17 protein-coding genes, 1 other RNA gene and 2 pseudogenes are annotated in these 9,706 nt (G+C 64.6%); 9 read left to right on the forward strand and 11 right to left on the reverse strand.

Going from position 1 to position 9,706, the window contains the following annotated elements; genetic code table 11:
• The first annotated feature begins 201 nt into the window (after positions 1-201).
• From AC06E9_RS12735 to AC06E9_RS12750, 4 genes are all read left to right on the forward strand, one after another.
• A complete protein-coding gene (locus AC06E9_RS12735) occupies positions 202-495 on the forward strand; it encodes a hypothetical protein (RefSeq protein ID WP_282259621.1) in 294 nt (97 codons plus the stop codon).
• A 2-nt stretch (positions 496-497) separates the two neighbouring features.
• Positions 498-734, forward strand: a complete 237-nt coding sequence (locus tag AC06E9_RS12740; RefSeq protein ID WP_478056176.1) for a hypothetical protein — start codon at positions 498-500, stop codon at positions 732-734.
• 75 nt (positions 735-809) lie between these two features.
• Positions 810-1,148 (forward strand): hypothetical protein, encoded by a 339-nt coding sequence (locus tag AC06E9_RS12745; RefSeq protein ID WP_282259623.1) that lies wholly within the window; start codon positions 810-812, stop codon positions 1,146-1,148.
• Between the two features lie 225 nt (positions 1,149-1,373).
• Positions 1,374-1,517, forward strand: a complete 144-nt coding sequence (locus AC06E9_RS12750; protein ID WP_282259624.1) for a hypothetical protein — start codon at positions 1,374-1,376, stop codon at positions 1,515-1,517.
• A gap of 48 nt (positions 1,518-1,565) precedes the next feature.
• Here the strand turns inward: AC06E9_RS12750 and AC06E9_RS12755 are convergent.
• The 5 genes and pseudogenes from AC06E9_RS12755 to AC06E9_RS12775 all read right to left on the reverse strand — a co-directional run.
• Positions 1,566-1,757 (reverse strand): annotated as a pseudogene (locus tag AC06E9_RS12755) (phage integrase central domain-containing protein); the annotation flags it as partial.
• Positions 1,712-1,933: an integrase arm-type DNA-binding domain-containing protein gene (locus AC06E9_RS12760; protein ID WP_478056177.1), complete on the reverse strand. Its 222-nt coding sequence runs from the start codon at positions 1,931-1,933 to the stop codon at positions 1,712-1,714. The gene AC06E9_RS12760 and the pseudogene AC06E9_RS12755, both read right to left, overlap by 46 nt.
• Before the next feature lie 15 nt (positions 1,934-1,948).
• Positions 1,949-2,068, reverse strand: a complete 120-nt coding sequence (locus tag AC06E9_RS12765; protein WP_336619081.1) for an integrase arm-type DNA-binding domain-containing protein — start codon at positions 2,066-2,068, stop codon at positions 1,949-1,951.
• Positions 2,069-2,172: 104 nt separating this feature from the next.
• Positions 2,173-2,575: a transfer-messenger RNA gene (ssrA, locus tag AC06E9_RS12770) on the reverse strand.
• 107 nt (positions 2,576-2,682) lie between these two features.
• The gene (locus AC06E9_RS12775) at positions 2,683-3,036 is read right to left on the reverse strand and encodes a hypothetical protein (RefSeq protein WP_123729003.1); all 354 of its coding nucleotides are present in this window, start codon (positions 3,034-3,036) and stop codon (positions 2,683-2,685) included.
• Between the two features lie 191 nt (positions 3,037-3,227).
• Here AC06E9_RS12775 and AC06E9_RS12780 point away from each other — a divergent pair, with 191 nt between their 5' ends.
• Positions 3,228-3,944 (forward strand): hypothetical protein, encoded by a 717-nt coding sequence (locus AC06E9_RS12780; protein WP_282259361.1) that lies wholly within the window; start codon positions 3,228-3,230, stop codon positions 3,942-3,944.
• Positions 3,945-3,963: 19 nt separating this feature from the next.
• Here AC06E9_RS12780 and AC06E9_RS12785 read toward each other — a convergent pair.
• Positions 3,964-4,359: pseudogene (locus AC06E9_RS12785) on the reverse strand (DUF6691 family protein); the annotation flags it as partial.
• Positions 4,356-4,781, reverse strand: a complete 426-nt coding sequence (locus AC06E9_RS12790) for a YeeE/YedE family protein (protein ID WP_259260385.1) — start codon at positions 4,779-4,781, stop codon at positions 4,356-4,358. The pseudogene AC06E9_RS12785 and the gene AC06E9_RS12790, both read right to left, overlap by 4 nt.
• A gap of 155 nt (positions 4,782-4,936) precedes the next feature.
• On the opposite strand from AC06E9_RS12790, the gene AC06E9_RS12795 reads away from it, so the two are divergent.
• Entirely contained in the window at positions 4,937-5,236 is a 300-nt protein-coding gene (locus tag AC06E9_RS12795; protein ID WP_282259355.1) for an ArsR/SmtB family transcription factor, read from the forward strand.
• A gap of 9 nt (positions 5,237-5,245) precedes the next feature.
• Here the strand turns inward: AC06E9_RS12795 and AC06E9_RS12800 are convergent, their stop codons facing one another.
• Positions 5,246-5,674: a GNAT family N-acetyltransferase gene (locus AC06E9_RS12800; protein ID WP_282259351.1), complete on the reverse strand. Its 429-nt coding sequence runs from the start codon at positions 5,672-5,674 to the stop codon at positions 5,246-5,248.
• The gene (gene smpB, locus AC06E9_RS12805; protein WP_088433158.1) at positions 5,674-6,177 is read right to left on the reverse strand and encodes an SsrA-binding protein SmpB; all 504 of its coding nucleotides are present in this window, start codon (positions 6,175-6,177) and stop codon (positions 5,674-5,676) included. Before smpB ends, AC06E9_RS12800 begins: the two co-directional genes overlap by 1 nt.
• A gap of 57 nt (positions 6,178-6,234) precedes the next feature.
• On the opposite strand from smpB, the gene AC06E9_RS12810 reads away from it, so the two are divergent.
• Together AC06E9_RS12810 and AC06E9_RS12815 are read left to right on the forward strand one after the other, a co-directional pair.
• Entirely contained in the window at positions 6,235-6,663 is a 429-nt protein-coding gene (locus tag AC06E9_RS12810) for a type II toxin-antitoxin system RatA family toxin (RefSeq protein WP_026069778.1), read from the forward strand.
• A gap of 3 nt (positions 6,664-6,666) precedes the next feature.
• The gene (locus AC06E9_RS12815; protein ID WP_121042054.1) at positions 6,667-6,927 is read left to right on the forward strand and encodes an RnfH family protein; all 261 of its coding nucleotides are present in this window, start codon (positions 6,667-6,669) and stop codon (positions 6,925-6,927) included.
• A gap of 16 nt (positions 6,928-6,943) precedes the next feature.
• On the opposite strand, the gene AC06E9_RS12820 is transcribed toward AC06E9_RS12815, so the two are convergent.
• Positions 6,944-7,336, reverse strand: coding sequence for an outer membrane protein assembly factor BamE (locus AC06E9_RS12820; RefSeq protein ID WP_121042056.1), 393 nt, complete (start codon positions 7,334-7,336; stop codon positions 6,944-6,946).
• 104 nt (positions 7,337-7,440) lie between these two features.
• On the opposite strand from AC06E9_RS12820, the gene fur reads away from it, so the two are divergent.
• The gene (fur, locus tag AC06E9_RS12825) at positions 7,441-7,848 is read left to right on the forward strand and encodes a ferric iron uptake transcriptional regulator (protein WP_070470227.1); all 408 of its coding nucleotides are present in this window, start codon (positions 7,441-7,443) and stop codon (positions 7,846-7,848) included.
• Positions 7,849-7,974: 126 nt separating this feature from the next.
• On the opposite strand, the gene recN is transcribed toward fur, so the two are convergent.
• On the reverse strand, positions 7,975-9,636 hold the full coding sequence (recN, locus tag AC06E9_RS12830) for a DNA repair protein RecN (protein ID WP_478049767.1): 1,662 nt from the start codon (positions 9,634-9,636) through the stop codon (positions 7,975-7,977).
• Between the last annotated feature and the right edge of the window lie 70 nt (positions 9,637-9,706).

The raw sequence follows: 9,706 nt of genomic DNA on the forward strand, positions 1-9,706 counted from the left end.
GGGTCATGCAGCCTGTAACCGTTCCATGGCGAGGATTTGATTGCTAGGATCACCGTGGAATACACCGAAATTGAGTTCGTAATGGTTTCCCTCGCCGACGTTAGAGCTAAGTTTAATGAGTTGAGCCAGATTGAGTTACCTGCGGCCTGCGCTTCGGAAGGGCAGGGATTGCTAAATGCGGTTTGAAGTGATTTGCAAAGATTGCGTAAATTCAGTAGGCCATTGCAAGATTATGTTGATCGTGCTTGGTCTGCCCTTGAAAAGGCGATTGAACTCATTAGGTACACCGGTCAACTCGATTTGCTTGAGGCGCAGAGGAAGGCGCTGGCTGAAGAGAAGCGGGAAGCAGACAAGCTCAAGAGCATGGATAAGCAAATTTCAGAAGCGCGTGTGCGACTGAAAAATTTGCTGGATGAATTGCTGGGTATCCATAAAAGACTTGTCGACGACATCTGCCGTGAACCAACGCAGGCGGAAAAGATGTTTGGAATTTAGACGTGACCAACCGACCCTCGCTCCATCTAGTGCGGAGCGCCGCGCCGCCCACCGAGGGCGAGTTGCAGGCGTTGCGCGATGCCGTTGATCGGATGCGCCGCAATCGGCGTTTGTTGGAAGCCTTCAACCGCGGGCAGGCGCCTTTCGTCCGCTCAGATTTCCTGGCGTACGTGGAAGCTGGGTTCACCCGACCGCAAGCGATGCAGCTGGTGGCGGCGAAGCTTAGTCCCGCGAAGTAGTAAAGAGCTTGTGAAAGTCCGATTCCATCCCCAAGTGGTTACAGGGCAATTTTGCTCGACCAATCAGGGGATCACATGAACTACCTACTGACCTTGCGTTTCCTCGGCGGCAATGATCCGCACAGCGACGCCATCATCTCCCTCACTGCAGACCTCGTCAGTACTCCGTCCACGCTTGAGTCTTGGGTTGGCTTTTCGGGCCGCTATTTCGATGGCTACTCCCAAGCGGAGTCATCGGTGAGTATCAGCCGCGCCGACGACGGCAAGCTTGTGCTATCCGGAGACAAGGACTTTGGTTCTTATTTTGTTCGCGGCCCGAAGGAATTGATCGAAGGCGAGCGTGTTGTGCTGGACCACACAACAAAGGACTTGTCCTTTGAATATGAGATCAAGCAGGTCAAGCCCATGAAGTAAGCACTCGCGACCATCCCAGTGCTTCCATTTGTCCTCAAAAGGTCCGCTTTCTGCGGGCCTTTTGTTTTTTCCTGAACCCCGCCCCGTGGCGGGCTTTTGTTCGCCCATCGCGAGGAGATACGGCAATGCCCGAGGCACAAGCCAACGCTGGTTCCCAGCTTTCCATCTGCGTCCTTCCGCAGAACAAGAACCTCACCTAAAACCGAGTTCAGGGCACTGACCTACGTGCCCGTCAAGAAGGTCTGCAGCATCGGCGAGCGTGGTATCAACACCAACATCGTCAACTATGACATCTACAACACTCTGGTCTCGCTGATAGGCAAGGGCATCATGCCGGCGATCCGGCGGTGGAGGTGGCAGATGAGCTGACGGATTCCGGGCGGCCCTGTCAGTGGCCACGGCGTATCGCATGATCTCCCCGCAGTTCTGCATCACTCGGTGAGCTAATTCGAAAGCAGCCAGGGCCTCCATCCGCCGGGCCATCTGCAGGACATCTGAAGCCTTCAGGTCCCCGGCGCGCCGAGCGCCGACGCAAGGGGACACGTCCTTCTCGGACCAGGCAATCACTTTCTTGCCGTGGCCGGCACCCACGGTCGGCCAGCGAGCCACTCCCGGGTGATGACCTCGAACCTCTCGCCGTCAGCCACGGCACGGGTGGCAGTCGCGGCCTTGCGGTGCTCGCTAGGGTCCACGCCACTGACCAGCAGTTGCCGCGCGTCCTCTCGTGCCTCTCTGGCTTTCGCCAGGCTGGCGTCGGGGTAGGGGCCGAGCGTCAGCAGCTTCACCTTGCCGGCGACGCGTTACTTCCAGCGCCAGCTCTTGGCGCCTGCAACAGTGATCAGGAGGAGCAGGCCGCCGCCATCAGCAAGCTTCTGTGGCTTGTCGGCAGGCTTGGTGCGACGAAGGGCAGCGTCGGTCATAGGCTGCAACGGAACAGGCCGGACAACCCCGGACAACAAAAAAGCCGGAACCCCTTGTTTGACGGGAGGTTCCGGCTTTCTGTGGTCCTTGTGGGACCGTCTAATGGTGGAGGTGGGCGGAATTGAACCGCCGTCCGAAGGCACTCCATCCCCGGTACTACATGCTTAGCTCACCGTTGAATCTCATCCTGTGGCAGCACGGTGTGCAAAGCGCACCCCAGGACCAGCCTGCTTTAGTTAAGTCGTGACTGACAGGCAGCCATCACAACCGGTTCCGTGATAATGACCCTACATCTACGAGCACGGGCACAAGTAGGTTCGGGGGTTCGCCTAAGGCGGCTGTAGAACTAAACGCTAAAGCTGTTTTTAGGCAGCGATTGCGAAGTCGTTCGAACCGTAGTTGTCGTCGTTGGCAACTAAAAGTTTGCTGCTGGATTAACGAGGAAAGCTGCCCCCTCGGCATGCACCAAGTAACTTCACAACCCCCGTCGAAACCAATGCACCCCCGGTTTCTTCAAGAACCGCACTTCATCCGGAAAAAAGCACCGGAACTCTACTTGACGGAGTGGATGCTACTCCAATCCAGCTGAACAGTCACCTTGGCCCTCTGCGCCTTACTTCTGCAGCTGGCGGCGGCTGTCAGCCTTGTGGCGGGCCTTTTCCTTTTTCAGGCGATTGTGCTCGTTGCGCACGGTCATCGCCTGCTTCTTGGCCTGCGGCTCAACCCGGGCCATCAGCGATTCCACCTGGGCGACCAGGCGGCGGTGCTCCAGGCTGTCGTAGCTCTGGGTTTCCGAGGCGACGCGCTTGGCGTTGCGGATCAGGTAGGTCAGCACCTTGAGCAGCGCGGCCGGGTCCATGGCGCGGGCGAGTTCGTCAAAGATGAACTCCAGCGCCGCCACGTCGGCGCGCAGGGTGGTCAGTTCGTCCGCCGCCTGTGCGGGTGCCGGGGTAGTTTCAAGAGTCACGCGCGGATCCTTTCCGTATCAATGCGGGGATTCTGACAGTTGTGCGGGGTTGGCGGGGAAAGATCGTTATCCCGCTGGCGTCCGCGGGTCAGGCGGGGCGGGCGCCCTGGCGCACCGGCGGACTACAATCCGGCCCCGGAAGAGTGGTTACAGACAAGGATGGCGCGTTGAAGAGGCAGGTATGGATCGCAATGGCGATGCTGGCGGCGGCAATGCTCGGGGCAGCCAGCGTTTGGCGGTCGACGTCGGGTGCGCAGGCGCCGGCCGGGGCAGAGCAGGCGGCGAAACCGAGCGGACAGGCGGCCACGCCTTCGGTTGAAGCGGCGCCGACCGCCTCGACCAGACCGCCCCATCCTTTCCCCGATCTCCCCCGCTCGCGGGACGGCCTGGATATCGACCACGATCCCTTCAGCAGCGGTCACCCGGAGGAGCGGCGCTGGCTCGACCAGCACGGCTTTCCCAATGGCGCGCAGTGGACCCGCTATCAGCAGGCCTCCGATGCCGAGCTCGACCAAGCGGCACTGGCAGGCGACACGGTGGCGGCAACGATGCGCGATGCGCGGCGGTTGGGCGTGGACCCGAAGGCCGAAAGTCGTCTGCTGGCCGCCGGCGCGGAAGGCGATCTGTTCGCGCTGAGCCTGCTGTCGTCCTGGAAGGCGGGTACCCATGCGGCAGGGATTCCCGAGGCCTACGCGATATCCCGCGTGGCCGAGATGCGTGGCGATCTCACCACGGCGCTGCACCGGGAGATGATGCTGGGGGCGCGGCTGAGCGGCGAGCAGCGCCTGCTGGCCGAGGCCGAGGCGCTGCATCTGAATCTGCATCTCAATGCGTTGTACCGCCAGAAGCACGGCGTGGACCCGCCGCCGGTGGAGATGCGACCGTATCAGGTGGACGACGCGCGCTGAGTCTGACGTTCCCACCCCTGTGCACTGCCATGCCAACGAGCATCGCCGGCACGAACCAAAGGGCTTCGTGGGCCCCGTAGCCGAGACCGACCAGCGCCGGCCCGGGGCAATAGCCCGCCAAGCCCCAGCCGATGCCGAACAACGCTGCGCCGCCGAGCAGGCGGGTGTCGATCCGTTGGCTTTCGCTGAGATGGAACTGATCGGCCAGGCGCGGCCGCGGCGCGCGCAGCACGAACCGGAACAGCAGCGCGGTGGTGGCGACGGCGCCGCCGAGCACGAACAGCAGCGACGGGTCGAACGCGCCGGTGATATCCAGGAAACCGAGGATGCGCAGCGGATCGGTCATGCCCGAGACGGCCAGGCCGAGACCGAACAGAGCGCCCGCACCGAGCGCGACGAGGATCTGTCGGCTCATGCGATCCCCGCGAGATGGCGCACGATGAAGGTGGTCAGTATCGCGGTGACCATGAACACCCCTACGGCGACCAGCGAACGCAAGGACAGGCGACCCAAGCCGCAGACGCCATGGCCGCTGGTGCAGCCGCCGCCCAGCCGGGTGCCAAAGCCCACCAGCAGGCCGCCTGCGATCAGCAGTACCGGCGCAAAGCCCGTGCGTGAGGGCGCGGCGGAGGGCAGCCAGTGCAGCGCAAGTGCACCCGCCGCGATCAACCCCAGCAGAAATGCATAGCGCCACGCCGTCTCGCCACGTTTCGGGAACAAGGCGCCCGCGGTGATGCCGCTGATGCCAGCGATGCGGCCGTTGAGCCAGAGCAGTGCGGTGGCGGCAAGGCCGATCAACACCCCGCCAGCCAAAGGGGTCACCCAGTAAGGTGTCATGGCTGATAGCCCGCGGTGGCAGGACGGTACTGATATGGCATGGGCCTGTCCTTTAATTTAGATAAATCTAAATTAGGGATGTCTCAGGTAAAGTGCAAGCCATGCGTGACTCAAATCCGACCAGACACCCGCCTTCAGCCTCCCGCGCTGCGGAGATGGCCGCCCAAGCTGGCCAAGCCGCCGCGCTGCTCAAGGCGCTGGCGCACCCCGCGCGGCTGCGGGTGCTGTGTCGGTTGGTAGAAGGCGAGGCGTCTGTAGGGGAGCTGCAGCCGCTCAGTGGACTGGGCCTGTCGGCGCTGTCCCAGCACCTGGCCGTCCTGCGTGGGATGGCGTTGGTGACCACGCGGCGCGAGGCGCAGACGATTTTCTATGCGTTGGCCGACTCCCCGGCACTGGGTGTGCTGGCGGCGCTGCATGACGCCTATTGCCCGGACGGGGATGCCGAGACGGTCTGACCCGGAGAGTCAGAGCGGCTTGCGCAGGTACAGGCGCTGATGCCCGGGCGGAAACGCCTGCAGCCGGCCGAACACCTCATAGCCCTGCTTGAGATAGAAGCCCTCGGCCTGCCAGGAGAAGGTATCCAGCGTCACGGCGTGTGCGCCGAGCGTGCGCGCCTGTTGTTCGGCATCGGCCAGCAGCGCCTGGCCCAGGCCTTCGCCGCGACGGGTGTCGTCGACCCACAGCGCATGCACCATCAGCCAGCCCCCGCAGACATCGGCGGCGATCCCGGCCACCACCTGGCCGGCGGCGTCGTGGATCACGCGGTTGACCGGCTGGTCGTCCAGGGCGTCGCCACTGGCGGCCTGGTTGAAGGCCAGCAGACCAGCGAACACCGCGCGGGTGTCCTCGGCGCTGGCCGGCTGGATGCCCGCTGCGGGCACCGTGCGCGTCATCACGCGTCGCGGTTGTGCCGGCGCATCGTGCGCGACTTCTCGCGCGCCCAGTCGCGGTCCTTCTCGGCATCGCGCTTGTCGTGGGTCTGCTTGCCCTTGGCCAGCGCGATCTCGAGCTTGATCTTGTTCTTGCTCCAGTACATCGCGGTGGGCACGATCGTGTAGCCATCGCGCTGCACCTTGCCGATCAGCTTGTCGATCTCGCTGCGATGCAGAAGCAGCTTCCGCTCGCGACGGTCGTTGGCCACCATGTGTGAAGAGGCCTGGATCAACGGGGTGATCTGCGCACCGATCAGGTAGATCTCGCCATCACGCACATAGGCGTAGGCATCGATGATGTTGCCGCGCCCGGCGCGGATCGACTTCACCTCCCAGCCCTGCAGGGCCAGGCCGGCTTCGAAGCGATCTTCGATGTGGTACTCGTGACGGGCACGCTTGTTGAGCGCGATGGTTTTGTTGGCCGTCGCGTCCTTTGCTTTATCCTTGCCGCTGTTCTTGCTCATTTCCCTATTGTCTCCGATTCGGGCACGCCCGGTCGATTCATCAGACATCTGTATCGCATGCCAACTATCCGACGTAGTGCCCTGGTCGAACATTCGGCTGCCCGCATGTTCGACCTGGTCAATGATATTGACGCCTATCCGCGCCGCTTCCGCTGGTGTTCGGCCTCGCAGATCCTGGAGTCCGGCCCGGACCGCCTGGTTGCGCGCCTGGATCTGGGCTTTGGGTCGTTCTCGACCTGGTTCATGACCGAGAACACGCTGCAGCGCCCGCACAGCATCGATATGCAGCTCAAGGACGGGCCGTTCAAGCGCCTGCACGGGCGCTGGGAATTCCATGCGCTGGCCGAGGACGCCTGCAAGGTCACGCTGACGCTGGAGTTCGAGCCGACCTCACGCCTGCTCGGTCCGGCCCTGGCGCTGGGCTTCCAGGGCCTGGCCGACCGCATGGTGAATGATTTCGTCCGCGTCGCCGACGCCCAGGACTGAGCCATGATCACCGTCGAGGTGGTGCTGGCCTGGCCCGATCGGGCCGCGTCGCGGGTGCTGTCGCTGCCCGAAGGCACTACGATCGCCCAGGCCATCGCCGTGGCCGCCATTGACGGCAGCGCGCAATGCCCGGCAGTGGCCGTGCACGGCCTGCTGGCCAAGCCGGATCAGGTGCTGCGCGAGGGCGACCGGGTCGAGCTGCTGCGTCCGCTGCTGGCCGACCCGAAAGACAACCGCCGCCGGCGCGCACGCGCCGGCGGCTGAGTGAAGAAGTCAGGCCTCAGCGGCCGCGCTTCTTCTTGTCCTTGGGCAGGTTGCGGCCGAACTGGCGCACCGTGCTGCGGGCCAGCTGGGCATCATCGCTGGCGAAGTACTCGCCGTCCCAGCGGGTGACCGCGTCGTTCTCGAAGTAGACGGTGAAGTTCTTCACGTCCGTCTTGCCCACGCGGTTCACGCGCTGGCTGGCGGTGTAGTCCCAGCGCTGGGCGTGGAACGGGTCCGCGACGGAGGGCGTGCCGAGCAGGGCACTGACCTGCTGCTTGCTCTGGCCCACCTGCAGCTGACCGACGGCCTGCTCCCGGATCAGGTTGCCCTGATAGATGGGTTGCTTGTAAATGATGCCGCAGCCCGTGGTGGACAGGGCAACGGCGGCGACCAGCAGGAGATTGCGCATCGGGGAATGGCGTTTGGGGAAATCGAGTCGATGATACACTCCTGACGTGTCGCCGCGACCCAATCCGAGGCAGCTGGCGCTAAATCGCCAATGAACGGAGAAGTATGGAAACCCACGACCTGCGCAAAGTCGGCCTGAAGGTGACCCATCCGCGTATGCGGATCCTGGCGCTGCTCGAGCAGCGCAATGCCAGTCACCACATGACCGCCGAAGACATCTACCGCCAGCTCCTGGAGCACGGGGATGAGATCGGCCTGGCCACGGTGTACCGGGTGCTGACCCAGTTCGAGGCCGCCGGCCTGGTGCTGAAGCACAATTTCGAAGGTGGCCAGGCCGTCTACGAGCTGGACCGCGGTGGCCACCACGACCACATGGTCGATGTCGACAGTGGCAAGATCATCGAGTTCGAAAGCCATGAGATCGAGGAGCTGCAGCGCAAGATCGCGGCCGACCATGGCTACGAGCTGGAAGAGCACTCGCTGGTGCTCTACGTCCGCAAGAAGCGTCGGTAACGGCCTGCAGGCCGCCCGGATGCGATCAAAAAACCCCGGGCATGCCCGGGGTTTTCGTTTTCAGGGGGAGGCGCCGGTTCCGGCGGGGCGCCGGCCAGCGGCCGGCACTAGCCGATCACGGGGGCCTCAGGCCTGCAGCAGCTTGCGCGCCGCCGCCCGGGCTTCCTTGCTGACTTCCACGCCGCCCAGCATCCGGGCCAGCTCTTCTTCGCGGGCCTTGGTATCGAGCTTTTCGACCGCGCTCTGGGTCATGCCGTCCACCGGCGCCTTGCTGACCCGGTAGTGGGCGTGGCCCTTGGAGGCGACCTGGGGCAGATGGGTGACGCACAGCACCTGACGCTTCTCGCCCAAAGCGCGCAGCTTCTGCCCGACGATGTCGGCCACGGCGCCGCCGATGCCCGAATCGACCTCGTCGAAGACCATGGTCGGCACCGCGTCCAGGCCCAGCGCGGCGACTTCGATCGCCAGCGAGATACGGGACAGCTCACCACCCGAGGCGACCTTGCGCAGGGCGCGCGGTGGCTGGCCGGCGTTGGCGGCGACCAGGAACTCGACCCGCTCGGCGCCGTTCGGGTCCGGCTTGGCCACGGTCTGCGGCTCGATATCGATCAGGAACTGACCGCCGCCCATGCCCAGCTCGCCGATCAGGGTGGTGGTGGTGTCCGACAGGGCCTTGGCGGCTTTCCGGCGGCTGGCGCTGAGCACCTCGGCCACGGTCTTCCACTGGCCGGCGGCACGGTCGATCTCGCCGGCCAGTGTCTGCAGGCGCTCGTCGGCACCGCGCAGCTGCTCGACTTCGGCTTCCATGGCGTCGCGGTGCTCGCCGAGCGCTTCCATCGGTACGCGGTGCTTGCGGGCGAGGTCGTGCAGGCGGCCGAGACGGCGCTCGATATCCTCGAACTGCTCCGGGTCGGCATCCAGGTCGTCATGCACGCGATCGAGCAGGGACAGCGCTTCGTCCAGCTGGATGGCGGCGCTGTCGAGCAGGGCATCGACCTCGCCGAGTCGGCTGTCGTGTTCGGCCACGCGGGCCAGGTCATGGCGGGTCTGCTGCAGCAGCTGCAGGACCGAGACCTCGTCATCCCCATTGAGGCGGCTGACGGCCACGTCGCAGGCGCCGATCAGCGCGCTGGCATGGGCCTGGCGGCGGTGGCTGCTGCCCAGGGTGGCGATCGAGGCCGGGTCCAGATCCTCACGCTTGAGCTCGCTGAGCTGGTGCTCCAGGTAGCCGATCCGGTCGCTCACGTCGCCCTGGCGCGAGAGCGCCTCGGCTTCATCGACCAGCGTCTGCCAGCGTGCCGCGGTCTGGCGGACCTGGGCGCGCTCGGCGTCGTTGCGGGCGAAGGCATCCAGCAGCGAGAGCTGCGAGGGGCGCGAGAGCAGGGCCTGCTGTTCGTGCTGGCCGTGGATTTCGACCAGCATGCTGGCCAGCTCGCTCAGCTGGGTCAGCGTCACCGGGCGGCCGTTGATGAAAGCGCGCGAGCCACCGTCGGCGCGGATAACCCGTCGCAACTGGCACTGTTCTTCGTCGTCCAGCTCGTTGTCGCGCAGCCACTGGCGGGCCGGCGCGTCGGCCAGCGGCGCGAATTCGGCCGAGAGCTCGGCGCGCGCGGCACCGTGGCGGACCACGCCGCTGTCGGCGCGCAGCCCGGACAAAAAGCCCAGCGCGTCCACCATCAGCGACTTGCCCGCGCCGGTTTCACCTGAGACCACGGTCATGCCGGCGCCGAATTCCAGCTCGGTGGCGCGGACGACCGCGAAATCCTTGATCGATAGATGTCTAAGCATGGTCTACGTTGTACACGAGGGGTGTCTCCAAGCCGCGCACGCTAGCATGGGCCGAGGGCGTCTCCAATGA

It is taken from the genome of Stenotrophomonas sp. Steno-Z10-BAI, from assembly GCF_056393115.1.

Coding starts and splice junctions, on each gene's coding strand:
- AC06E9_RS12745 (WP_282259623.1), top strand. CDS start 810: ATGAACTACCTACTGACCTTGCGTTTCCTCGGCGGCAATGATCCGCAC.
- fur (WP_070470227.1), top strand. CDS start 7,441: ATGGAAACCCACGACCTGCGCAAAGTCGGCCTGAAGGTGACCCATCCG.
- AC06E9_RS12780 (WP_282259361.1), top strand. CDS start 3,228: ATGGCGATGCTGGCGGCGGCAATGCTCGGGGCAGCCAGCGTTTGGCGG.
- AC06E9_RS12815 (WP_121042054.1), top strand. CDS start 6,667: ATGATCACCGTCGAGGTGGTGCTGGCCTGGCCCGATCGGGCCGCGTCG.
- AC06E9_RS12795 (WP_282259355.1), top strand. CDS start 4,937: ATGGCCGCCCAAGCTGGCCAAGCCGCCGCGCTGCTCAAGGCGCTGGCG.
- AC06E9_RS12810 (WP_026069778.1), top strand. CDS start 6,235: ATGCCAACTATCCGACGTAGTGCCCTGGTCGAACATTCGGCTGCCCGC.
- AC06E9_RS12790 (WP_259260385.1), bottom strand. CDS start 4,781: ATGACACCTTACTGGGTGACCCCTTTGGCTGGCGGGGTGTTGATCGGC.
- AC06E9_RS12800 (WP_282259351.1), bottom strand. CDS start 5,674: ATGACGCGCACGGTGCCCGCAGCGGGCATCCAGCCGGCCAGCGCCGAG.
- AC06E9_RS12820 (WP_121042056.1), bottom strand. CDS start 7,336: ATGCGCAATCTCCTGCTGGTCGCCGCCGTTGCCCTGTCCACCACGGGC.
- AC06E9_RS12765 (WP_336619081.1), bottom strand. CDS start 2,068: ATGACCGACGCTGCCCTTCGTCGCACCAAGCCTGCCGACAAGCCACAG.
- smpB (WP_088433158.1), bottom strand. CDS start 6,177: ATGAGCAAGAACAGCGGCAAGGATAAAGCAAAGGACGCGACGGCCAAC.
- recN (WP_478049767.1), bottom strand. CDS start 9,636: ATGCTTAGACATCTATCGATCAAGGATTTCGCGGTCGTCCGCGCCACC.